Genomic DNA, 24,661 nt, shown 5'->3' with positions numbered 1-24,661 from the left:
TAACTGGCGGGACGCCTTTTTTGTTTGCGCCATTTTTGTCGAGCAAGGCCTGACTGCCCATAAGAGGCAAGCCCGAAGCTCCCCGGAGAACCTGATGAAAAAACTCAAACTGGTGATGATCGGCAATGGCATGGCCGGGGTCCGTACCCTGGAGGAACTGCTCAAGTTGAGCAACGAACTGTACGACATCACGGTCTTCGGCGCCGAACCCCACACCAACTACAACCGCATCCTGCTGTCACCGGTACTGGCCGGCGAGCAGACCTTCGAAGAGATCGTGCTCAACGACCTCGACTGGTACCTGCAAAATAACATCAAACTGCTGCTCAACCGCAAAGTGGTAGAAATCGACCGGGTCAAGCGCCGGGTGATCGCCGAGGACGGCACCGAGGCCGAATACGATCGCCTGTTGATCGCCACCGGCTCGACCCCGTTCATCCTGCCGATCCCCGGCAATACCTTGCAGGGCGTGATCGGTTACCGCGACATCGCCGACACCCAGGCGATGATCGACACCGCCAAGACCCACAAGCACGCCGTGGTGATCGGCGGCGGCCTGCTCGGCCTCGAAGCGGCCAACGGCCTGATGCTGCGCGGCATGCACGTCACCGTAGTGCACCTCGGTGAATGGCTGCTGGAACGGCAACTGGACAAGACCAGCGGCCAGCTCCTGCAAACCGCCCTCGAATCCCGTGGCCTGCGCTTTCGCCTGTGCGAACAGACCCAGGCCCTGCACGACGCCGGCAACGGCCGCGTTGGCTCGGTGCAATTCAAGAACGGCGACATCATCCCTGCCGATCTGGTGGTGATGGCCGCCGGCATCCGCCCCAATACCGAGCTCGCGGAAAAGGCCGGCATCCCGTGCAATCGCGGGATTCTGGTCAACGACACCCTGCAGACCTACGACCCGCGCATCTATGCCATCGGCGAGTGTGCCAGCCACCGTGGCATCGCCTACGGCTTGGTTGCACCGCTGTTTGAACAGGCCAAGGTCTGCGCCAACCACCTGGCGCAACTGGGTTTCGCCCGCTATCAGGGTTCGGTGACGTCGACCAAATTGAAGGTCACCGGCATCGACCTGTTTTCCGCCGGCGACTTCATGGGTGGCGAAGGCACCGAGACCATCACCCTCTCCGACCCGATCGGCGGGGTGTACAAAAAACTGGTGATCAAGGATGACGTGCTGGTCGGTGCCTGTCTGTACGGCGATACGGCAGATGGCGGTTGGTATTTCCGGCAGATTCGTGAGAATCACGCCATCGGCGAGATCCGCGATCACCTGATGTTTGGCGAAAATGCCTTGGGCGATGTAGGACATCAGGGCCAGGACAAGGCCATGAGCATGGCCGACAACGCTGAAGTCTGCGGCTGCAACGGCGTGTGCAAGGGCACCATCGTCAAGGCGATTCAGGAACACGGTCTGTTCAGCGTCGACGAAGTGAAGAAACACACCAAGGCCGCCAGCTCCTGCGGCTCCTGCGCCGGGCTGGTCGAGCAGATCCTGATCAACACCGTCGGCGGCGCGGCGGACGTCAAACCAAAAAGCGAAAAAGCCATCTGCGGCTGCAGCGACCTCAATCACGGCCAGATCCGTCAGGCCATCCGCGAGCAGCACCTGCTGACCATCGCCGGCACCATGAGCTATCTCAACTGGCGCACCCCGAACGGCTGCGCCACCTGCCGCCCGGCCCTCAACTACTACCTGATTTCCACATGGCCCGGCGAGGCCAAGGACGATCCGCAGTCGCGGCTGATCAACGAGCGGGCCCACGCCAACATCCAGAAGGACGGCACCTACTCGGTGGTGCCACGGATGTGGGGCGGCGTGACCAACCCGTCGGAACTGCGGCGGATCGCCGACGTGGCGGACAAATACCAGGTGCCGATGGTCAAGGTTACCGGCGGCCAGCGCATCGACCTGCTGGGAATCAAGAAGCAGGACCTGCCCGGCGTGTGGAAAGACCTCGACATGCCGTCCGGCCACGCCTACGGCAAATCCATCCGCACCGTGAAAACCTGCGTCGGCAGCGAGTTCTGCCGCTTCGGCACGCAGAATTCGACCCAGTTGGGCATCGACCTCGAACATGACCTGTTCAACATGTGGTCGCCGCACAAAGTGAAGCTGGCGGTCTCCGGATGCCCGCGCAACTGCTCGGAAGCAGGGATCAAGGACGTAGGAATCATCGGCGTCGATTCCGGCTGGGAGATGTACATCGGTGGCAACGGCGGGATCAAGACCGAAGTCGCCGAGTTCTTCGTCAAGCTCAAGACCGCCGAAGAAGTGCGCGAATACAACGGCGCGTTCCTGCAGCTGTACCGCGAAGAAGCCTTCTACCTCGAACGCACCGTGCACTACTTGCAACGGGTCGGCATGGAGCACATCAAGAAAGCCGTGCTGGAAGATCCCGAGCGCCGCAAGGCCCTGAACGAGCGCCTGCAATTCTCCCTGTCGTTCGAACAGGACCCATGGAAAGAACGCCTCGCCCAGCCGCAACTGAAGAAAGAGTTCGACGTGATTCCCGTGAAAAACCTGGAGGTGCCGGCATGAACTGGCTCGATATCTGTGCCCTGGAAGAGATCAACGCCCTCGGTTCGCGGATCATCGCCGGGCCCAAAGGTGACATCGCGATCTTTCGCACAAGCGACGACGAAGTTTTCGCACTCGATGACCGCTGCCCGCACAAGGGTGGCCCGCTGTCCCAGGGCCTGATCTACGGCAAGCGCGTGGCCTGCCCGCTGCACAACTGGCAGATCGACCTGCAATCCGGCGAAGCCCAGGCACCGGACGTCGGTTGCGCACACCATCACCCGGCCCGGGTCGAAAACGGCCGCGTGCAACTGGCCCTGCGGGACGCCGTCTGATGAACCGCCAGACGACCGCCTCGACCTGCTGTTATTGCGGGGTCGGCTGCGGCGTGCTGATCGAGCATGACAGCGAGCGCATCCTCGGCGTCAGCGGCGATCCAGCGCATCCGGCCAACTTCGGCAAACTGTGCAGCAAAGGCTCGACCCTGCACCTGACCGGTGATCTGGCGGCCCGGGCGTTGTACCCGGAATTGCGCCTGGGCAAAGGTCTGGCGCGCAGCCGCTGCGACTGGGACACCGCGCTGGAACACGCCGCCAACGTGTTCGCCGAAACCATCGCCGAACACGGCCCGGACAGCGTGGCGTTCTACATCTCCGGGCAGTTGCTGACCGAGGACTACTACGCCTTCAACAAACTGGCGCGGGCGCTGGTCGGCACCAACAACATCGACAGTAATTCCCGGCTGTGCATGTCTTCGGCGGTGGTCGGCTACAAGCGCAGCCTCGGCGCCGACGCACCACCGTGCAGCTACGAGGACCTGGAGCTGAGCGATTGCGTGATGATCGTCGGCAGTAACATGGCCTACGCCCACCCGGTACTGTTTCGTCGGCTCGAAGAGGCCAAATCCCGCCGCCCGCAGATGAAGGTCATCGTCATCGACCCACGGCGCACCGATACCTGTGATTTGGCAGATCTGCATCTGGCGATTCTGCCGGGCACCGATGTCGCTTTGTTCCATGGGATTTTGCATCTGTTGTTGTGGGAAGACTGGATCGACCGCGACTTCATCAAGGCCCATACCGAAGGCCTTGCCGAGCTGAAAAGCCTGGTGCGCGATTACACCCCGGCCATGGTTTCGCAGTTGTGCGGGATCAGCGTCGAGCAGTTGCAGCAATGCGCCGAATGGGTCGGCACCGCGCCGAGCTTTCTGTCGCTGTGGTGCATGGGCCTGAATCAGTCCACCGCCGGCAGCGCGAAGAACAGCGCCCTGATCAACCTGCACCTGGCCACCGGGCAAATCGGCCGGCCCGGTGCAGGACCTTTCTCCCTGACCGGTCAGCCAAATGCCATGGGCGGACGGGAAACCGGCAGCCTCTCCAACCTGTTGCCCGGTCATCGTGAGGCCGCCAACCCGGAACACCGCGCAGAAGTGGCGGCGTATTGGGGCGTAGATTCGCTGCCGGAAAACACCGATCTAAGCGCCATCGAACTGTTTGAGCAAGTGCGCAACGGCAAGATCAAGGCGTTGTGGATTGCCTGCACCAACCCGGCGCAATCGATGCCGGACCAGAATACTGTGCGGGCTGCGCTGCAGGCTTGTCCGTTCGTGGTGTTGCAGGAAGCGTTTCGCACCACCGAAACCGCGGCGTTTGCCGACCTGCTGTTGCCGGCGGCCAGTTGGGGCGAGAAGGAAGGCTCGGTGACCAACTCCGAGCGGCGGATTTCCCACGTCCGCCAGGCCATTGCCGCACCGGGTGAAGCGCGACCGGACTGGGCGATCACGGTGGATTTCGCACAACGACTGGAGAAACGTCTGCGCCCGCAACAGCCGAGCCTGTTTGCGTTTGATCGCCCCGCGCAGTTGTTCGATGAATTCAAGGTACTGACCCGTGACCGCGATCTGGACTTGTCCGGCATCAGTCATGAATTGCTCGACGAAATCGGGCCGCAGCAATGGCCGTTTCCTCAGGGCGCCCGGCAAGGCACGCCACGGCTGTACCGCGACGGCATATTTCCTACAGCCAGTGGTCGCGCGCAGTTCGTTGCCGATCCTTATCGTGCGGCCAAGGAGCAACGGGACGCACGCTTTCCACTGACCCTGATCACCGGTCGCCTGCGCGATCAATGGCACGGTATGAGCCGCACCGGCACAGCGGCGCAGCTGTTCGGGCATGTCAGCGAAGCCGTGCTGAGTCTGCACCCGGACGAATTGCGCCGGCACCGTTTGCAACCGGGGGATCTGGTGAATCTGAAAAGTCGTCGTGGCGCAGTGGTTGTGGCGGTCGGCAGCGATGACAGTGTGCGTCCGGGCCAGGCCTTTCTGCCGATGCATTGGGGTGACCGCTTTCTCAAGGGCGGCGTGAATTGCCTGACCCTGCCCGCATTCGATCCCTTGTCCAAACAACCGGAACTCAAGCACAGCGGTGTACGCCTGGAGCCGGTGAATCTGCCCTGGCAGCTTTTCGCACTGATCGAGGGCGATGTTCAACGGCACTTCGAGGCGCTTCGACCGCTGTGTGAGGCGTTTTCCTACGTCAGCCTCAGCCTTGTCGGTCGCGAGCGTCCGGCGTTGCTGATACGCGCTGCCAGCGTCGCTGCGCCCGATCCGCAATTGCTGCGCGAAATCGACCAGTGTCTGGCCCTGATCGACGGTCCGGTACTGGCCTATGACGATCCGCGCCGGGCCATCGGCAAACGGGTACGCATCGAGAGCGGGCGAATCACGGCGATCCGCCTCGCTGGCGAGACCCTCGCCCGGCATTGGCTGCAAGGCCTGTGGCTGGAGGGCCGCGCAGATGAACAACTGCGGCGCTGGCTGCTGGCGCCGATGAGCGCGCCGCCAGGCAATGCCGGAGTGCAAAGCGTTGCCGACAAGACCTTGTGCAATTGCAGGAACGTCAGCCACAGCGCGGTCTGCGCCGGGATTCGTGAAGGTCTGGATTTGCAGGGTTTGAAAAACACACTGGGCTGCGGCACGCAATGCGGTTCCTGCGTCCCGGAAATCAAGCGTTTGCTGGCCGCCGAAGCACGGCCGGTCGCCGTTATCTGAAGAGGAAAACACCATGAACGCAAAAGTCTGGCTGGTGGGCGCAGGTCCTGGCGACCCTGAATTGCTGACGCTCAAAGCCGTGCGTGCCCTGCACGAAGCGGATGTGGTGCTGATCGACGATCTGGTCAATGACGCAGTGCTGGAGCACTGCCCTGGCGCGCGGATCATTCCGGTCGGCAAGCGCGGCGGCTGTCGCTCGACGCCTCAGGCATTCATTCATCGGCTGATGCTGCGTTATGCGCGCCAGAGCAAATGCGTGGTGCGCCTCAAGGGCGGCGATCCCTGCATCTTCGGCCGTGGCGGTGAGGAAGCGCAGTGGTTGCGTGAGCGCGGAGTTGAAGTGGAGTTGGTCAATGGCATCACTGCCGGGCTGGCCGGGGCGACGCAGTGTGATATTCCGCTGACTTTGCGCGGCGTGGCGCGGGGTGTGACGCTGGTCACCGCGCATACTCAGGACGACAGCCAATTGAACTGGCAGGCGTTGGCGCAAGGCGGAACGACCTTGGTGATCTACATGGGGGTAGCCAAACTCAGCGAGATTCGAGAGCAATTACTGGCAGGTGGGATGGCGATAGAGACGCCGGTGGCGATGATCGAGAACGCCTCCCTGCCGCAGCAGCGGGAATGCCGTAGTGATCTGACGGGGATGGAGGAAGCGGCCAGCAGGTTCCAGCTCAAAAGCCCGGCCATTCTGGTGATTGGTGCGGTGGCAGCTTCTGCGGCCCGAACCGATTTGCTCGCATGGTCAGCCAATCAGTCAGCCTGATCATTACGGCTTTCACCAAATCGCAGACAAAGAAAAGCCCGGCCTAAGCCGGGCTTTTCTCAAAGCAGCGAGCTAATTACTTAGCTTGAGCTTCAACCTGAGCTTCTACGCGACGGTTAACGGCGCGGCCAGCTTCGGTTTTGTTGTCAGCAACTGGACGGGTTTCGCCGTAGCCAATCGACTGAACGCGGGACGATTCAACACCGTACTGGTTAACCAGAACTTGCTTAACGGCGTTTGCACGACGCTCGGACAGTTTCTGGTTGTAAGCGTCAGGACCGACGGAGTCAGTGTGACCTTCAACAGTGGTGTGAGTCGATGGGTACTGCTTCATGAAGTCAGCCAGGTTCTTGATGTCAGCGTAGCTGTTTGGCTTGACGACCGACTTGTCGAAGTCGAACTTCACGTCCAGCTCTACACGAACAACTTCAGCAACTGCCGGGCAGCCATCAGCGTCAACAGTTACGTTGGCTGGGGTGTTCGGGCACTTGTCAACGTTGTCGCAAACGCCATCGTTGTCGCTGTCGGAGCAGACTTCAGCTGGAGCTGGAACTGGAGCAGCAGCAGGCTTGTTGCCGCCACCGAAGTTCACGCCCAGACCGATTACTGGAGCGTAGTTCCAGCGACCGTTGTCCAGTTTGTAGTCAGCGTCTACACCAGCACGGGCGTAGAAGTTTTCAGCGAAGTAGTACTTAACGCCAGCGCCAGCGTTCAGGTAGGTCGACTGGTCGCGACCGGTGTGGCCGTCAGCGGCTACGTTGGTCAGGCTGCCGTGCTTCACACCGCCAGCAACGTAAGGACGCAGAGCGTCACCAGCGTTGTTGAAGTGGTACTGAGCGATCAGGCCGAAGTTGTCGCCATCCAGCTTCTGGCTGCCAGTGCCGTCGTTCGAACGGGTGTGGTTGTTCTTGTCGTAGGTGAAGTTCAACGACACGTCGTCGGTCAAGAAGTAACCGATAGAGGCGCCTGGGTTGAAGCCGTCTTCGACATGGTTAACGCTGTCGTTGTACTGCTTCTTGTAGAACAGTTCGCCTTCAACTGCGCCTTGGCCTTGTGCCAGTGCGCCGAACGAAGTAGCGGCAATCAAAGAACCAATGGCCAAGCCCAAGGTGTTTTTCAGTTTCATCCGTTAAATCCCCATCTGGTGATTGTGAAGCAGTCCCGCAAACCGGGGGACAACTCGGCGGCAAGTCTATCAGAACTTGCCTACACGTAAGAGATATTTGCGCCGAACTAAGTTTCAGCAATGCCTGCAAATTTCTCACGCAATTTATCTAGAGCACGTTTGTACCGCATTTTTGTAGCACTCAAACCCATGTGCATGATGTCTGCGATCTCCTGAAATTCCAGCTCTGCGACAAAACGTAGCACCAGAATTTCACGGTCAATCGGGTTCACATACACCAGCCAGCGATCAAGTCCGCCCTTCTCCTCGGGTTTCGGCGCCTTTTCTTCGGACGCTTCCTCGAGGGGGTCAAGACTCAGTGCGTCCATCAAGCGACGCTTTCGCCGTTCCTTCCGATACTGCGTGATGCATTCGTTGTAAGTGATGCTATATAGCCATGTCTTGAACTTCGATTTCCCCTCGAAGTTCTTCAGGCCGTACAGCACCTTCAGCATCACTTCCTGACAGACATCGTCTGCGTCGCGATCGTTCCCAAGATACCGCGCACAAACGTTAAATAGTGTTCGCTGGTAACGCCGCATCAGTTCTTCATAGGCGCGCGTCACGTGAAACAGCTCGGTATGCGAGCGCGCGACCAACTCCTCGTCAGAGAGCTCGCGGGGGTCGTAGCGCGTGGATAGCGTTTGGGCTTTATTCAAAACAAGTCGTGCCGACAGTCAGGTCAATGTCCACCGCTGCCAGCATCAGCTGGCATTTTGCGGCGGCATACATTAGCAGGGTTTGCCGGATTAGCGGCTACTCACATGCTGTTCCAGCAGGATCCGATTGGAGAGAGAGACTAGCTCACCCTCATCGGTCAGCAATGTGGTCTTAACCGTGCCGATCTCTTCGATCTGGCCTTCGACCTCGCCAACACGCACTTGTTGCCCAACCTGATACAACTCACGCACATAGATTCCCGCAAGAATCTGACCGGCAATTTCCCGGCTTCCCAAACCCATGGCCAGCGCAACCGCCAGACCAACGGTAATCAATACAATGACGATCACATGGTTCAGCAGGTCGGTCTTGACCTCGAGCTGACTGATCGCGACCGAGATACTGATGATGATCACCAGGCCCTGGGCAATACGCCCAAGTCCTGAAGCGTAGTCCAGTCCGACGCCTTCTGCCGCACCGCGTACCAGACCGTTGGCCAGTTGCGCCAGCAATACACCCACCAGCAGCACCAACGCGGCGCCGAAAACTTTCGGCACATACAGCGCCAACATATCCAGCGTAGCTGAAACTCGCTCAAGTCCAAGGGATTCTGCCGCAGAAACCAGGAAAATCAGCAGAACGAACCAGTAGACGATTTTTCCGATCAGGGTCGAGATCGGCACTTGCAGTCCCGCACGGGACATCAATTTGGTCAGGCCGGTGCCGCCCATCAGGCGATCCAGACCGAGCTTGGCCAGCAGTTTGGACAGCAAGGTGTCCAGCAGCTTGGCCACGACGAAGCCCAACAGCAGCACCACCAGTGCGCCGAACAGGTTCGGGATGAAATTAGCGACTTTGGTCCACAACGCAGTCATTGCCGTGACGAGGCTCTGAGTCCAGAGATCAAGTTCCATATTCAATCAGCCTTATCAGCAGTGCGAGCGTTAGGTTTACGGAGACGGGAAACCGGCGCGACATGAGCCGAGCCGTTGTTCAGGGCGATCATCAGCGCGGGCAGCCAGCGGCCCAGCAGGCTGAACAGATCACCGGCGCCGACCTGGCGGTTGGCGGTTTTGAGTACGCGGCCCAGGCAGGCATCGTCGTCGCGGCCGGACGGCGAGGCGTTGAGCATGTCGCGCAAAGACTGTTCAAACGGATCGTGCATACGCACCTCTCGTGATGTCTGTGAAAGACGCGGGCAGATTTGGTCGGGTCACATGGCGCATCGTCATACCCAGCGCAATCGGCGGAACAACCACCATTGTCCAAGGGCCACCAGAACCATCAGCAGGCACGCCACCAGGAATCCGTAGGGGCTCCCGGAAAGAGGAATTCCGCCGACGTTGATCCCCAGCAGGCCGGTGAGAAAACTCATCGGCAGGAAGATCCCGGTGATGATCCCGAAGCGGTACATGGTGCGATTCATGCGCACGCTCAAACGCCGGTCTTCGGTGTCCAGCACAAGCCCCACGCGCTCTCGGGTCAATTCGAGCTCTTCGAGATAGCGGGTCAGGCTGTTGTTCAATTCATTCCAGTAGTCCGCGTCGTCATCGACGAACCATGGCAGTTTTATCCGCGTCAGCTGTCCGAAAATATCCCGTTGCGGTGCGAGAAAACGCTTCAGTCCGGCCGCCCGACGACGGATGTGCAAAACCGCTCCGTGCTCGGGGGTATACCGTTCGTCGGCATCCAGTTTTTCTTCCTCGTCATCGACCACTTCCGAGAGGCAAGTGACCAGATCCTGCACCTTGTTGGTGAGGTATTGGGCGAGATAGAGAATGAGCTCGGACGAGGTTTTCGGGCCCTTGCCCTCCCCCAGCATCGCCAGCAGTTCATCGGTGGCGCGCAAGGGGCGCAAACGCAGGGAAATCACACGCTGGGCCGACGCGAAAATCCGCACCGACACCATATCTTCCGGCTCGGCACCGGGATTGAGGTTGACCCCGCGCAAAAACAGCAGCAATTCGGAATCGGGCAACGGCAACAGACGTGGACGGGTGTTCTCTTCCAGCAGCAGATCGCAGGTGAATTCGTTGAGTCCGCTGGATTTGCGCAGCCAGGTCTGGGTCTGCGGATGACTGCGATCCCAGTGCAGCCACAGGCTTTCATGGGCCTGCAGCTGCAGATCGTCGAGTTCAGTCCGGGCTATCGAACGCGCACCGCCTTTACCGTCCAGCACCAGGGCATGCACCAGCCCCCATTGCGCGTTTTCTTCCTCGAACATCCTCACCCCGGTTCTTGCCGCGTTTTATTCAGGCATTTTCAGCGGGCTCGGCGAAATGATCACGCCGTTGTTGTCCGCATAAATGTATTGGCCCGGATGAAAGGTGACACCCGCGAAAGTCACCGGCACGTTGAGATCGCCGATACCGCGCTTGTCAGTCTTCATCGGGTGGCTGGCCAGTGCCTGCACGCCCAGATCGGTCTGGGCGATGACATCCACGTCACGGATGCAACCGTAGATCACCAGCCCTTCCCAACCGTTTTTCGAGGCCTTGTCGGCCAGCATGTCGCCCAGCAGCGCACGCCGTAGGGAACCGCCGCCATCGACCACCAGCACCTTGCCATTGCCCTTGAGTTCAACCTGTTCCTTGACCAGCGAGTTGTCTTCGAAGCACTTGATGGTCACGATTTCGCCGCCGAAGGAATCACGGCCGCCGAAATTGCTGAACATCGGTTCCAGCACCTGCACCAGCTCCGGATAGGCGTCGCACAGGTCAGGCGTGAGGTAATGGTTCATCGAATAACTCCTGTAACAAGGAAGACGATCAAGGATGTCGCACTCTTTTGAAACGAGATCCGGTGGTCGCTGTTTACCTTAGTTCATGCAATGGTCGCTGAGCGAACCTGAACACAAGCTGAAACGTAATAGCGAAACAGTCACCAAATGTGACCGGAACCGTCCAATGCGTCATATCTTAGCCGCAAGCCGACTCGAACGAAATGCCCTTTTCAGAGCCTTCCGCTCATCCTGCCGCCGCCAGGTCCACCTTTTCGCCGAGTAATGGTGTGTGCTGGTCAGTCAACCAGCGTGCCACCAGCGGCCAGACTTCAACCTGGGCAGCCTTGCTCACCAGCATCTCGACATGGCCGAAGTTTTCGCTGAAGCCCTGCTCGCGCCCCAGATTAATGAATTGCTTATGCTCGGAGCCAATCTGCTCGAACAGCTTGCGACAGGCCCAGGCCGGATCCTGATGATCGCCGGCCGCCGTCACCGCCAACACTGGCACCTGAACATCGGCAAGTCCTGCCCACCAATCCTTGTCCTTGTCGCCGAAACGCCCGAACAGGCCGTACCAGCGCATGCTTTCCAGCGCGAGGCCGATCGGTTCGTCCTCCGGGCCACGCTTGAGCCGCGAGCCGGACAACTGGGCAAAACGCTTGAGAATGAAGCGCCCGCTCCACTCCACCGGTGGAATCTTCAGCGGCCAGTAAGTACGACTGACCTGCGTGCCGAAAAACGCTGCCGACGCCACGGCCGGTTCGCCAAGGTATTCGCCGCCCAGCGCTGCCGCGAGCGTAATGCCGCCCAGCGAATGACCAATCCAGTGCGGAATCTGCCCGCTCTGCTCACGCACGAACGCGGCGATGGCCGGCAAATCGTAACGGGCGTAATCGGCGACGCGGTTGCGGCGATAGTCCTCGTTGCGCTGGGACATGCCGTGGCCACGCATTTCCGGGATCCACACGTCGAAGCCCAGGCGCGTGAGGTAAGCGCCCAGCCCCAGGCCTTTCGGGGAAAACCAGAAGCGCCGGTTGGAGAAGCTGCCGTGCAGCAAGATCACCGGCACACCGCGTGTCGCCGGTTCATCGGCCATGCCGAGACGGGTCACCGCGATTTCCACGGACCAGTCGGGGCTGTTGCCCGGTTTCAAACGGTAGATGTCTTCGCTCAGATCACCGCGACGTTCGGCGCTGATCAGAGCGACAGGAAAAAGGTTGCTGCTGCTTTGCATAATGCTCTTGCACAAAAAAGGGCGGCATCCGGAGAGCTCGCCCTACTTCAATCTTAAAGCCCCGGCCCGGTTCAGAGGGCCGGGGCTTCATTCACGACTTATTCCGCCTGACCTTCGGCCAGGAAGAACCAGGTTTCCAGCACGGTGTCCGGGTTCAGGGACACGCTTTCGATGCCCTGCTCCATCAGCCACTTGGCCAGGTCCGGGTGGTCCGAAGGGCCCTGACCGCAGATACCGATGTACTTGCCGGCCTTGTTGCACGCGGCAATCGCGTTGGCCAACAGCTTCTTGACCGCCGGATTACGCTCGTCGAACAGGTGCGCGATGATCCCGGAGTCACGGTCCAGGCCCAGTGTCAGCTGGGTCAGGTCGTTGGAACCGATCGAGAAACCGTCGAAGAATTCGAGGAATTCTTCAGCCAGGATCGCGTTGGACGGCAGTTCGCACATCATGATCACGCGCAGGCCGTTGTCGCCGCGCTTCAGGCCGTTTTCGGCCAGCAGATCGACCACCTGGCTCGCTTCGCCCAGGGTACGGACGAACGGCACCATGATTTCGACGTTGGTCAGGCCCATCTCGTTGCGCACGCGTTTCAGCGCACGGCACTCGAGTTCGAAGCAGTCACGGAACGATTCGCTGATGTAACGCGAAGCGCCACGGAAGCCCAGCATCGGGTTTTCTTCTTCCGGCTCGTACAGTTTGCCGCCGATCAGGTTGGCGTATTCGTTGGACTTGAAGTCCGACAGACGCACGATGACCTTCTTCGGTGCGAATGCAGCCGCCAGGGTGCTGATGCCTTCGACCAGCTTTTCGACATAGAAGCCGACCGGATCGTCGTAACCGGCGATGCGCTTGTCGACGCTTTCCTTGATGTCCTGCGGCAGGCCGTCGTAGTTCAACAGCGCTTTCGGGTGCACGCCGATCATGCGGTTGATGATGAATTCCAGACGGGCCAGGCCCACACCGGCGTTAGGCAGCTGCGCGAAGTCGAAGGCGCGGTCCGGGTTGCCGACGTTCATCATGATCTTGAACGGCAGCTCCGGCATGGCGTCCACGGAGTTCTTCTTGATGTCGAAGCCCAGTTCGCCTTCGAAGATGTAACCGGTGTCGCCTTCGGCGCAAGACACGGTCACACCCTGGCCGTCCTTCAGCAGTTGGGTGGCGTTGCCGCAACCGACAACAGCAGGAATACCCAGCTCACGGGCGATGATCGCCGCGTGGCAGGTACGGCCGCCACGGTTGGTGACGATGGCGCTGGCGCGCTTCATCACCGGTTCCCAGTCCGGGTCGGTCATGTCGGAGACCAGCACGTCGCCCGGCTGGACTTTGTCCATTTCGGACACGTCGCGGATGATCCGCACCTTGCCCGCGCCGATGCGCTGACCGATGGCACGGCCTTCCACCAGCACGGTGCCGGTTTCCTTCAACAGGTAACGTTCCATGACGTTGGCCTGGGTGCGGCTCTTCACGGTTTCCGGACGCGCCTGCACGATGTACAGCTTGCCGTCGTCACCGTCCTTGGCCCATTCGATGTCCATCGGGCAGCCGTAGTGCTTCTCGATGATCATCGCCTGCTTGGCCAGTTCGCTGACTTCGGCGTCGGTCAGGCAGAAACGTGCGCGGTCGGCCTTGTCGACATCGACGGTCTTCACGGAACGACCGGCCTTGGCCTCGTCGCCGTAGATCATCTTGATGGCCTTGCTGCCCAGGTTGCGACGCAGGATCGCCGGACGACCGGCCTCCAGCGTGCCCTTGTGGACATAGAATTCGTCCGGGTTCACCGCGCCCTGTACGACGGTTTCGCCCAAGCCGTAGGCGCCGGTGATGAACACCACGTCACGGAAGCCGGATTCGGTATCGAGGGTGAACATCACGCCGGCGGTGCCGGTTTCCGAACGCACCATGCGCTGCACGCCGGCAGACAGGGCAACCAGTTTGTGGTCGAAGCCCTGGTGCACACGGTAGGAAATGGCACGGTCGTTGAACAGGGAAGCGAACACTTCCTTGGCCGCGCGGATGACGTTTTCCACGCCACGGATGTTCAGGAAAGTTTCCTGCTGACCGGCGAACGAAGCGTCCGGCAGGTCTTCGGCGGTGGCGGAGGAACGCACGGCCACGGCCACATCGGGATTGCCGGCCGACAGCGCGGCGAACGCGGTGCGGATCTCGGTGTTCAGTTTTTCAGGGAATTCGGCTTCCATGATCCATTGGCGGATCTGGGCGCCGGTCTTGGCCAGCGCGTTGACGTCATCGACGTCCAGGGCGTCGAGAGCCTTGTGGATCTGGTCGTTGAGGCCGCTCAGCTCGAGAAAGTCGCGATAGGCCTGCGCGGTGGTGGCGAAGCCGCCGGGGACCGACACACCGGCACCGGCCAGGTTGCTGATCATCTCGCCCAGGGATGCGTTCTTGCCCCCACATGCTCAACATCGTGTTTGCCGAGCTTATCGAGGGAAACTACGTACTCTACCAAGGTGATCTCTCCACTAACTGTGTTGGAAAAGCTCAGAAACCGGCGGCTCGGGGGAGCATCGGCCGGTTGTATGGCCTGGACCTGGAAAATAAGTGAGAATGCGGGCCATTGGCGGCCGACAAATCGCGCCTATCATATCCAGAAATACTCATTAGCTTAAGGCCCAAGGTGCAAATGAAACGATCTGCTTTCTTTATCTCCGATGGCACCGGCATTACTGCCGAAACCCTGGGTCAAAGCCTTCTGGCGCAGTTCGAAAACATTACCTTCACCAAACTCACGCGGCCCTACATCGACAACGCGGACAAAGCGCGGGCCATGGTACAACAAATCAACAAAGCCGCTGAAACCGATGGTTTCCGGCCGATTATCTTCGACACCATCGTCAATCAGGACATCCGTGAGATTCTCGCAACCTCCAATGGTTTCATGATCGACATTTTCTCGACGTTCCTCGCCCCGCTCGAACAGGAACTGACCGAGCATTCTTCCTACACCGTCGGCAAATCCCACTCGATCGGCCACAACTCCAACTACATGGAACGGATCGAGGCGGTGAACTTCGCCCTCGACAACGATGACGGCGCCCGTACCCACTATTACGACAAGGCCGACCTGATACTAGTGGGCGTGTCGCGTTGTGGTAAGACGCCGACGTGTCTGTACATGGCGATGCAGTTCGGCATCCGCGCGGCCAACTACCCGCTGACCGAAGACGACATGGAACGCCTGCAACTGCCGGCCGCCCTGCGCGCCCACCAGCACAAGCTGTTCGGCCTGACCATCGATCCGGACCGCCTCACCGCGATCCGCAACGAACGCAAGCCGAACAGCCGCTATTCGAGCTACGCGCAGTGCGAGTTCGAAGTGCGCGAAGTGGAGAACCTGTTCCGCCGCGAAAACATCCCGCACATCAACTCCACGCATTTTTCCGTGGAAGAGATTTCGGCGAAAATCCTCGTGGAAAAAGGCGTGGAACGGCGGTTCAAGTAACACCGACCCGGCCAACCTGTCCGCAGGCTGAATGAAGTCTCACAAGCCCGGCCCAGGGCCGTGTTTTTTACGCCTCTGTAACATTCCGAAATATACAATCCGCGCAAGTTGCGTATCCGGCCGCCAACCGGATGCGCCAACCCTCTCGGCCCGTTGAATTCAGCGGGCCCGCAGCATCCAGCCTCCCCATTGAAGTCAAGGAATGAGCGTCCGTTCATTCCCGGGTGCGCCGTGCAGACTGAAGCTACGCTCAGACTGCCGCGCCTCCATTCAGAGCACTGCAGGAATCACTGCTTATGAATAAAGTGTTCCGTCACTACATACCGGCCTCGACCCGACGCCTGCTGCCCAATCGCTGGGACTTGATCGCCATGCCGCTGGTGATCGGCTTCCTGCTGTTTTTCTCCATCGGTGCCCGGGAAACCTGGGCCCCGATCGGCACGCTGCAAAGTGAAGTGGTTTCACTCGACCCGGCCAACCTGCCGGAATACGCCATGCGCACCACTTTGCGCATGCTCGCGGCGATGGTCGCAGCACTGGTGTTCACCCTGCTCTACGGCACACTGGCCGCGAAAAGTCGCCGGGCCGAAAAACTGCTGGTGCCGGTGCTGGACATTCTGCAATCGGTGCCCGTGCTGGGTTACATCTCCTTCACCGTGACCTTTTTTCTGTTGCTGTTTCCCGGCCGGGTTCTGGGCGCGGAATTCGCCGCGATTTTTGCCATTTTCACCAGTCAGGCGTGGAACATGACGTTCAGCTTCTATCAGTCGCTGCGCATGCTGCCGGGGGATCTGGTGGAAGTCTCGACCAACCTGCAACTGTCCGGCTGGCAGAAATTCTGGAAGCTCGACGTGCCCTTCGCGATGCCCGGACTGGTCTGGAACATGATGATGAGCATGTCCGGCGGCTGGTTTTTCGTGGTGGCCTCGGAAGCGATCACCGTGGGCGACCAGACCATCACCCTGCCCGGGATCGGCTCGTTCCTGGCCCTGGCCATCGCGCAAAAAGACATGCACGCCGTGGGCTACGTCATCCTGACGATGATCGTGGTCATCCTGATCTATGACCAGTTTCTGTTCCGCCCGCTGGTGGCCTGGGCCGACAAGTTCCGCATGGAAAACACCGCCTCGCAGACCGCTGCGCCGGAATCCTGGGTTCTGAATCTGATCCAGCGCACCCGGATGATCCAACGCATTCTGCGCCCCATCAGCCGCGCCATCAGCCGCCTCGGCAACATGCGCCTGAACCTGCCGCGTTCGGCGCGCAAGGTCATGGCCTCGGAAAGCCCCGCCACCACCAAGGCCATCGACTGGATCTGGGGCTCGTTTATCGCGCTGCTGACTGCGTACGCGCTGTACCACATCGTGCTGTATGTCGGCACGGAAGTGACGTTCGCCGAGGTCGGGCATGTGTTGTTGCTGGGGCTGTACACCCTGTTGCGGGTGGCCGGGCTGATCTTTATCGCCTCGCTGATCTGGGTGCCGCTGGGCGTGATGATCGGGCTGCGTCCGGCCCTGGCGGAAAAAATCCAGCCGCTGGCGCAGTTTCTCGCGGCGTTCCCGGCGAACCTGCTGTTCCCGGTGTTCGTCATCGTGATCCTGCGCTACCAGTTGAACCCGGATATCTGGCTGAGCCCGCTGATCGTGCTCGGGACACAGTGGTACATCCTGTTCAACGTGATCGCCGGGGCCAGTGCCTTCCCCAATGACTTCAAGGAAGCCGCCGCCAATTTCCGCATTCGCGGCTGGCTGTGGTGGCGCAAGGTCATGCTGCCGGGGATCTTCCCGTACTACGTGACCGGCGCCATCACTGCCTCGGGCGGCGCGTGGAACGCCAGCATCGTTTCCGAATTCGTTTCCTGGGGACAGGACAAGGTCGTCGCCCATGGCCTCGGCGCCTATATCGCGCAAACCACGGCCGCCGGCGACTTCCCGAAAATCACCCTCGGCGTGGTGGTCATGGCGTTCTTCGTCGTGGCCTTCAATCGCCTGGTCTGGCGACCGATGTACGCCATGGCCGAAAACAAACTTCGCCTGAACTGACGGGATTCGATGTGATGAATACCTATACCGAACACACTGGCGCCACACCCGAAATTTACTCGCTCACCGACGTGAACCGGGTGTTCGGCAAGGGCAAGGACGAGCTGCAAGTGCTCAGCGGGGTCAACCTGGCCCTGCACGAAGGCGAGATCGTCGGCATGCTCGGCCGCTCCGGCTCGGGCAAATCCACCCTGCTGCGGATCATCGCCGGCCTGATCGAGCCCTCATCCGGGGAAGTCCTGTACAACGGCAAACCGCTGGACGGCCCGGCCGAAGGCGTGGCCATGGTGTTCCAGACCTTTGCCCTGTTCCCGTGGCTGACGGTGCTGGAAAACGTCGAGGCCGGCCTGCAAGCCTTGCAGGTCGAGCGCAAGGAAGCGCGCAAGCGTGCGCTGGCGGCCATCGACCTGATCGGCCTGGACGGTTTCGAAAACGCCTACCCTCGTGAACTGTCCGGCGGCATGCGCCAGCGCGTGGGTTTCGCTCGCGGGCTGGTGGTCAACCCGACGCTGCTGTTGATGGACGAACCTTTCTCGGCGCTGGACGTGCTGACCGCCGAAACCCTGAGAAACGATCTGCTGGACCTGTGGAGCGGCAAGCAACTGCCGATCAAATCGATCCTGATCGTCACCCACAACATCGAAGAAGCGGTGCTGATGTGCGACCGCATTATGGTGCTGTCGTCCAACCCCGGACGGCTGGTGGCGGAAATCAAGGTGCCGTTCGCCCATCCGCGCAATCGTCTGGACCCGGCGTTCCGGCAGATGGTCGATGACATCTACGCACAGATGACCGACCGCCGCAGCGCCGACGCCAGCACCGGCAAACCCGAACTGAAAATCAGCAGCCCGCTGCAGGAAGTGTCCACCAACCTGATGGCGGGTCTGATCGAAACCCTGGCGGCCGAGCCCTACAACGGTCACGCCGGCCTGCCCACCGTGGCCGAGCGGCGCTTGCTGGAAGTGGACGACCTGTTTCCGGTGGCCGAGATGCTCGAATACCTGGGTTTCGCCGAACTCAAGGGCGCGGACATCACCCTGACCGACGCCGGCAAACTGTTCGCCGACTATGGCACTCAAGAGCGCAAGACCCTATTCGCCGAACATCTGATCCGCTACATACCGCTGGCCGCGCGGATCCGCCAGGTCCTGCTGGAACGCAATGGCCACCGGGCGCCACGGGTACGTTTCGAGCAGGAACTGGAAGACTCGCTGACCGAAGCCTTCGTCGAGAAAAACCTGGAAATCGTGATTGCCTGGGGTCGTTATGCGGAGATTTTCTCCTACGACGACCACACCGAAACGTTCAGCCTGGAGGATGTCGAGGGCAGCCTTTAGCCCTCGACGATCCCGGCGTTTCAGATCACGAACAAGTCGACAAAACGGTTCACCGGCGTCGCCGCAAGTCGCGCCTGATCCTTGCACAGCGCAAGGATCTCGGCGCTGCGCTGGCCGGTGAAACGCGTGGCCAGGTTCGCCCTGAACTTGTCCTCCAGCAACGGAATACCCTCGGCCCGGCGCCGGCGGTGACCGATCGGGTACTCCACCACCACGTTTTCGGTGCTGGAACCGTCCTTGAAAAACACCTGCACCGCGTTGGCAATCGAGCGTTTGTCGGCTTCGAGGTATTCGCGGGTGAAACGTGGCTCTTCGACGATGACCATTTTTTCGCGCAGCACATCGATGATCGGATGCGCCGCGTGGAAATCGTCTTCGTACTGCTCGGCCACCAGATTGCCGAACGCCAGCGGCACGGCGGTCATGTACTGGATGCAGTGATCGCGGTCGGCGGCGTTGGCCAACGGGCCGACCTTGGAAATGATGCGGATCGCCGATTCGTGGGTGGTGATGACGATACGGTCGATCTCATGCAGACGATTGCGCACCTGCGGGTGCAGAGTCACGGCGGCTTCGCAGGCAGTTTGCGCATGGAATTCGGCGGGGAAGCTGATTTTGAACAGCACGTTTTCCATCACGTAACTGCCAAACGGCCGCGAAAAGCTGAAGGTACGTTTGTCTTCAGGCTTGAGCGCCAGATCGTTGTTGGTGTGGCTGAACAGCACGTCGTAGAAACCCCACTGCTTTGCCGTCAGCACACCGGGAATGCCCATCTCGCCGCGCATCGCGATATCCGCCAGACGCACCCCGCGACTCGAAGCATCCCCCGCTGCCCAGGATTTACGTGAGCCGGCATTCGGCGCATGCCGGTAAGTGCGCAACGCCTGACCGTCGGCAAACGCATGGGACAACGCCGACAGCAATTGCTCGCGATTGGCGCCCATGAGCTTGGCGACAACGGCGGTCGAGGCGACTTTCACCAGAACCACATGGTCAAGGCCTACGCGATTGAAGGAGTTTTCCAGGGCGATCACGCCTTGAATCTCGTGGGCCATGATCATCGCTTCGAGCACATCGCGCACCGTCAGCGGCGCTTCGCCATTGGCCAGACGCTTTTGCGACAAATGATCGGCCACCGCGAGAATCCCGCCGAGGTTGTCCGACGGATGCCCCCATTCGGCGGCAAGCCAGGTGTCGTTGTAATCGAGCCAGCGCACGATGCAGCCGATGTCCCACGCGGCTTTTACTGGATCAAGCCGATAAGACGTCCCGGGGACTCGCGCGCCGAACGGTACGACGGTGCCTTCGACGATTGGGCCGAGGTGCTTGGTGCATTCGGGGAAACGCAGGGCCAGCAGGCCGCAGCCCAGGGTGTCCATCAGGCAGTTGCGGGCGGTGTCGAGGGCTTCGGTGGATTCGATTTTGTAAGTGAGGACGTAATCGGCGATGTCCTGCAGGACATGGTCGTAGTCGGGGCGGTTGTTCAGGTCGACGTTGGCGCTCATTGCGGTTCTCCTGGTGGGGAATGATGAGTGGTGGGGTCTTCCTCAGGGGCTGGTTGGTTTTTTGTTTAGAGCAGATCGTTGGTGTCTGCCTTAGTGTGTTTCGTCAGTTGGATTGTTTCCCTCACCCTAGCCCTCCCGAAACGTCGGACCGCCCGCAGGGAGAGGGGACCGGATGGGGGATATTCAAGCGTTACGCCGACCTGAAAGTCCTTCTGTGAATCCATAATCGACTAGATCTTTCAGGTCGATATCTGACGCCAGACACCTCGGTCGGCCCCCTCTCCCTCCGGGAGAGGGCTGGGGTGAGGGCATCGATTCCGGATCAGAAGGAATCTCCAGGTACACGGACAAAACCTTCCATGAGAACCCGCGCACTACGGCTCATGATCGCTTTCTTCACAACCCACTCACCGTTTTCCAGGCTGGCCTCAGCCCCGACGCGCAACGTCCCGGAAGGATGCCCGAAGCGCACGGCATTGCGTTCAACGCCACCGGCCGCGAGGTTGACCAAGGTGCCGGAAATCGCCGCCGCCGTACCAATCGCCACCGCCGCCGTGCCCATCATCGCGTGGTGCAACTTGCCCATCGACAACGCCCGTACCAGCAGATCAACATCCCCGGCGGCAATCGCCTTGCCACTGGACGCCACGTAATCCGCAGGTTTGGCCACGAAAGCCACTTTCGGCGTGTGCTGACGCTTGGCCGCTTCATCCAGATTGGAAATCAGGCCCATGCGCAGCGCACCGTAGGCGCGAATGGTCTCGAACATCTGCAGCGCTTTCGGATCGCTGTTGATCGCGCTCTGCAGTTCGGTGCCGGTGTAACCGATGTCTTCGGCGTTGACGAAGATCGTCGGGATACCCGCGTTGATCATGGTCGCCTTGAAGGTGCCGACGCCCGGCACTTCCAGTTCGTCGATCAGGTTGCCGGTGGGGAACATCGAGCCTCCGCCGCCCTCTTCTTCCGCCGCCGGGTCCATGAATTCGACCTGCACTTCGGCAGCCGGGAAGGTCACGCCGTCGAGTTCGAAATCACCGGTTTCCTGGACTTCGCCGTTGGTGATCGGCACGTGGGCAATGATCGTTTTACCGATGTTGGCCTGCCACACGCGCACCACCGCCACACCGTTGTGCGGAATGCGGCTGGCGTCCACCAGACCGTTGCTGATGGCGAACGAACCGACCGCCGCCGACAGGTTGCCGCAGTTGCCGCTCCAGTCCACGAACGGTTTATCGATGGACACCTGACCGAACAGGTAATCGACGTCGTGATCGGCCTTGATGCTTTTCGACAGGATCACGGTTTTGCTGGTGCTGGACGTGGCGCCGCCCATGCCGTCGATCTGTTTGTCGTAGGGATCGGGACTGCCGATTACCCGCAGCAACAGGGCATCGCGCGTAGGGCCGGGAATCTGCGCGGCTTCGGGCAAATCTTTCAGGCTGAAAAACACGCCTTTGCTGGTGCCGCCGCGCATGTAGGTGGCGGGGATTTTTATTTGCGGTGCGTGAGCCATGGTGCTCCTTAACGAAGGCATGGGACTTGAAGTCCCATGCCCACATCAGTTGATTTAAACGGCAACCGCCGACTCTTCGAGGAAGTCCTGAGCGAAGCGTTGCAGCACGCCGCCGGCCTCGTAGATCGACACTTCTTCGGCGGTGTCGAGGCGGCAGGTCACCGGCACTTCGACGCGTTCGCCGTTCTTGCGATGGATCACCAGCGTCAGGTCGGTGCGCGGCGTACGGGCGCCGATCACGTCGTAGGTTTCGCTGCCGTCGATGCCCAGGGTCTTGCGGTCGGTGCCCGGTTTGAACTCCAGCGGCAACACGCCCATGCCCACCAGGTTGGTGCGGTGAATGCGCTCGAAACCTTCGGCGGCAATCGCTTCCACCCCCGCCAGACGTACGCCTTTGGCCGCCCAGTCCCGGGACGAACCCTGGCCGTAGTCGGCGCCAGCGATGATGATCAGCGGCTGCTTGCGTTCCATGTAGGTTTCGATGGCTTCCCACATGCGCATCACTTGGCCTTCCGGCTCGACACGCGCCAGCGAGCCCTGCTTGACCTTGCCGTTTTCCACGACCATTTCGTTGAACAGTTTCGGGTTGGCAAACGTTGCGCGCTGCGCGGTCAGGTGGTCGCCACGGTGGGTCGCGTAAGAGTTGAAGTCCTCTTCCGGCAGGCCCATTTTCGCCAGGTATTCGCCGGCGGCGCTGTCGAGCATGATCGCGTTCGACGGCGACAGGTGATCGGTGGTGATGTTGTCCGGCAGCACCGCCAGCGGGCGCATGCCCTTGAGCGGCCGCGCCCCGGCCAGCGCGCCTTCCCAGTACGGCGGACGGCGGATGTAGGTGCTCATTTCGCGCCAGTCGTACAGCGGCGTGACTTTCGGGCCGGTGTCTTCATGGATGGCGAACATCGGAATGTAGACCTGACGGAACTGCTCCGGCTTCACCGACGACTTCACCACCGCGTCGATTTCTTCGTCGCTCGGCCAGATGTCCTTCAGGCGAATTTCCTTGCCGTCGACCACGCCGAGCACGTCTTTTTCGATGTCGAAACGGATAGTGCCGGCAATCGCGTAGGCCACCACCAGCGGCGGCGAAGCGAGGAATGCCTGCTTGGCGTACGGATGAATCCGGCCGTCGAAGTTGCGGTTGCCGGACAGCACAGCGGTGGCGTACAGATCACGGTCGATGATCTCTTGCTGAATCACCGGATCCAGCGCCCCGGACATACCGTTGCAGGTGGTGCAGGCAAACGCGACGACGCCGAAACCGAGTTGCTCCAGCTCCGTGGTCAGCCCCGCTTCATCGAGGTACAGCGCCACGGTTTTCGAGCCCGGCGCCAGCGACGACTTGACCCACGGCTTGCGGGTCAGGCCGAGCTTGTTGGCATTGCGCGCCAGCAGGCCGGCGGCGATCACGTTGCGCGGGTTGCTGGTGTTGGTGCAACTGGTGATGGCCGCGATGATCACCGCGCCGTCGGGCATCTGGCCGGGCACGTCTTCCCATTTCCCGGAGATGCCTTTAGCCGCCAGATCCGACACTGCCACGCGGGCGTGCGGGTTGCTCGGGCCGGCCATGTTGCGCACCACCGAAGACAGGTCGAAGGTCAGACCGCGCTCGTACTGCGCGCCTTTCAGGCTGTCGGCCCACAGGCCGATCTGCTTGGCGTATTGCTCGACCAGTTGTACCTGCTGGTCTTCACGACCGGTCAGTTTCAGGTAATCGATGGTCTGCTGATCGATGTAGAACATCGCGGCAGTAGCGCCGTATTCCGGGGCCATGTTGGAGATGGTCGCGCGGTCGCCGAGGGTCAACGCGGAAGCACCTTCGCCGAAGAATTCCAGCCACGCACCGACCACTTTCTGCTTGCGCAGGTACTCGGTCAGCGCCAGCACCATATCGGTAGCGGTGATGCCCGGTTGCAGCTTGCCGGTCAGTTCGACGCCGACGCTTTCCGGCAGGCGCATCCACGACGCGCGGCCGAGCATCACGCTCTCGGCTTCAAGGCCACCGACGCCGATGGCGATGACGCCCAGTGCATCGACGTGCGGGGTGTGACTGTCAGTGCCGACGCAGGTATCCGGGAATGCCACGCCGTCGCGCACCTGGATCACCGGAGACATTTTCTCCAGGTTGATCTGGTGCATGATGCCGTTGCCCGGCGGGATCACGTCGACGTTCTTGAACGCCTTCTTGGTCCAGTTGATGAAGTGGAACCGGTCTTCGTTGCGACGGTCTTCGATGGCGCGGTTCTTCTCGAACGCCTGCTGGTCAAAACCGCCCGCCTCGACTGCCAGCGAGTGGTCGACGATCAGTTGCGTCGGCACCACCGGGTTGACCTGCGCCGGGTCGCCGCCCTGCTGGGCAATAGCGTCGCGCAGGCCGGCCAGGTCCACCAGCGCGGTCTGGCCGAGAATGTCGTGGCACACCACACGGGCCGGGAACCACGGGAAGTCGAGGTCGCGTTTGCGCTCGATCAGTTGTTTCAGGGAATCGGTGAGCGTGGCCGGGTCGCAGCGACGCACGAGGTTTTCCGCCAGCACGCGAGAGGTGTACGGCAGGGTGTCGTAGCTGCCCGGCTGGATCGCATCGACAGCCGCGCGGACGTCGAAAAAGTCCAGCGGCGTGCCGGGCAGGTTCTTGCGAAATTCTGTGTTCATCGGTCAGGACTCGGTCACGGTAGTTTCAA

Annotated in this window: 17 protein-coding genes and 1 pseudogene; 7 read left to right on the top strand and 11 right to left on the bottom strand. The window is 60.8% G+C overall.

Features of this window, described 5'->3' with window-relative positions; translation table 11 throughout:
* Positions 1–94 precede the first annotated feature (94 nt).
* The 4 genes from nirB to cobA are packed head-to-tail and all read left to right on the top strand — an operon-like array spanning position 95 to position 6,342.
* Positions 95–2,548, top strand: a complete 2,454-nt coding sequence (gene nirB, locus R1A29_RS08550; RefSeq protein ID WP_438301153.1) for a nitrite reductase large subunit NirB — start codon at positions 95–97, stop codon at positions 2,546–2,548.
* Positions 2,545–2,862 (top strand): nitrite reductase small subunit NirD, encoded by a 318-nt coding sequence (gene nirD / locus R1A29_RS08545; protein ID WP_007951992.1) that lies wholly within the window; start codon positions 2,545–2,547, stop codon positions 2,860–2,862. Before nirB ends, nirD begins: the two co-directional genes overlap by 4 nt.
* Positions 2,862–5,576 (top strand): nitrate reductase, encoded by a 2,715-nt coding sequence (locus R1A29_RS08540; RefSeq protein ID WP_438301152.1) that lies wholly within the window; start codon positions 2,862–2,864, stop codon positions 5,574–5,576. Before nirD ends, R1A29_RS08540 begins: the two co-directional genes overlap by 1 nt.
* 13 nt (positions 5,577–5,589) lie before the next feature.
* Positions 5,590–6,342 (top strand): uroporphyrinogen-III C-methyltransferase, encoded by a 753-nt coding sequence (gene cobA / locus R1A29_RS08535; RefSeq protein ID WP_438301151.1) that lies wholly within the window; start codon positions 5,590–5,592, stop codon positions 6,340–6,342.
* A 76-nt stretch (positions 6,343–6,418) separates the two neighbouring features.
* On the opposite strand, the gene R1A29_RS08530 is transcribed toward cobA, so the two are convergent.
* From R1A29_RS08530 to ppsA, 8 genes and pseudogenes are all read right to left on the bottom strand, one after another.
* A complete protein-coding gene (locus R1A29_RS08530) occupies positions 6,419–7,468 on the bottom strand; it encodes an OmpA family protein (protein WP_085711904.1) in 1,050 nt (349 codons plus the stop codon).
* 107 nt (positions 7,469–7,575) lie between these two features.
* Positions 7,576–8,166: an RNA polymerase sigma factor SigX gene (sigX, locus tag R1A29_RS08525; protein WP_011333251.1), complete on the bottom strand. Its 591-nt coding sequence runs from the start codon at positions 8,164–8,166 to the stop codon at positions 7,576–7,578.
* 90 nt (positions 8,167–8,256) lie between these two features.
* Positions 8,257–9,081: a mechanosensitive ion channel family protein gene (locus R1A29_RS08520; RefSeq protein WP_065259736.1), complete on the bottom strand. Its 825-nt coding sequence runs from the start codon at positions 9,079–9,081 to the stop codon at positions 8,257–8,259.
* Positions 9,082–9,083: 2 nt separating this feature from the next.
* Positions 9,084–9,332 (bottom strand): CrfX protein, encoded by a 249-nt coding sequence (locus R1A29_RS08515; protein WP_065259737.1) that lies wholly within the window; start codon positions 9,330–9,332, stop codon positions 9,084–9,086.
* A gap of 63 nt (positions 9,333–9,395) precedes the next feature.
* Complete coding sequence (locus R1A29_RS08510; RefSeq protein WP_438301150.1) at positions 9,396–10,391, bottom strand: zinc transporter ZntB; 996 nt, start codon at positions 10,389–10,391, stop codon at positions 9,396–9,398.
* A 24-nt stretch (positions 10,392–10,415) separates the two neighbouring features.
* On the bottom strand, positions 10,416–10,907 hold the full coding sequence (gene rraA / locus R1A29_RS08505) for a ribonuclease E activity regulator RraA (protein WP_085711902.1): 492 nt from the start codon (positions 10,905–10,907) through the stop codon (positions 10,416–10,418).
* Positions 10,908–11,133: 226 nt separating this feature from the next.
* Positions 11,134–12,123 (bottom strand): alpha/beta fold hydrolase, encoded by a 990-nt coding sequence (locus R1A29_RS08500; RefSeq protein WP_438301149.1) that lies wholly within the window; start codon positions 12,121–12,123, stop codon positions 11,134–11,136.
* 98 nt (positions 12,124–12,221) lie between these two features.
* Positions 12,222–14,593 (bottom strand): annotated as a pseudogene (gene ppsA / locus R1A29_RS08495) (phosphoenolpyruvate synthase).
* Between the two features lie 174 nt (positions 14,594–14,767).
* Between ppsA and ppsR the strand changes: the two are divergent.
* The 3 genes from ppsR (at position 14,768) to R1A29_RS08480 (ending at position 18,965) form a co-directional block, all read left to right on the top strand.
* The gene (ppsR, locus tag R1A29_RS08490) at positions 14,768–15,586 is read left to right on the top strand and encodes a posphoenolpyruvate synthetase regulatory kinase/phosphorylase PpsR (RefSeq protein ID WP_085711899.1); all 819 of its coding nucleotides are present in this window, start codon (positions 14,768–14,770) and stop codon (positions 15,584–15,586) included.
* A gap of 296 nt (positions 15,587–15,882) precedes the next feature.
* On the top strand, positions 15,883–17,628 hold the full coding sequence (locus R1A29_RS08485) for an ABC transporter permease (RefSeq protein ID WP_438301148.1): 1,746 nt from the start codon (positions 15,883–15,885) through the stop codon (positions 17,626–17,628).
* Between the two features lie 14 nt (positions 17,629–17,642).
* Positions 17,643–18,965: an ABC transporter ATP-binding protein gene (locus tag R1A29_RS08480; RefSeq protein WP_085711897.1), complete on the top strand. Its 1,323-nt coding sequence runs from the start codon at positions 17,643–17,645 to the stop codon at positions 18,963–18,965.
* Between the two features lie 20 nt (positions 18,966–18,985).
* Here R1A29_RS08480 and prpD read toward each other — a convergent pair whose 3' ends face one another.
* The 3 genes from prpD to acnD form a co-directional block, all read right to left on the bottom strand.
* Positions 18,986–20,470 (bottom strand): 2-methylcitrate dehydratase, encoded by a 1,485-nt coding sequence (gene prpD, locus R1A29_RS08475; RefSeq protein WP_438301147.1) that lies wholly within the window; start codon positions 20,468–20,470, stop codon positions 18,986–18,988.
* A 322-nt stretch (positions 20,471–20,792) separates the two neighbouring features.
* Positions 20,793–21,983, bottom strand: coding sequence for a 2-methylaconitate cis-trans isomerase PrpF (gene prpF / locus R1A29_RS08470; protein WP_102622613.1), 1,191 nt, complete (start codon positions 21,981–21,983; stop codon positions 20,793–20,795).
* 54 nt (positions 21,984–22,037) lie between these two features.
* Positions 22,038–24,632: a Fe/S-dependent 2-methylisocitrate dehydratase AcnD gene (gene acnD / locus R1A29_RS08465; RefSeq protein ID WP_438301146.1), complete on the bottom strand. Its 2,595-nt coding sequence runs from the start codon at positions 24,630–24,632 to the stop codon at positions 22,038–22,040.
* Between the last annotated feature and the right edge of the window lie 29 nt (positions 24,633–24,661).

The sequence above is a fragment of the Pseudomonas sp. NMS19W genome, from assembly GCF_051554255.1.
GTDB classification, from domain to species: Bacteria; Pseudomonadota; Gammaproteobacteria; order Pseudomonadales; family Pseudomonadaceae; genus Aquipseudomonas; species Aquipseudomonas kribbensis.
The sequence above is the reverse complement of the archived record's forward strand: the minus strand, read 5'-3'. Positions and strand labels throughout refer to the sequence as shown.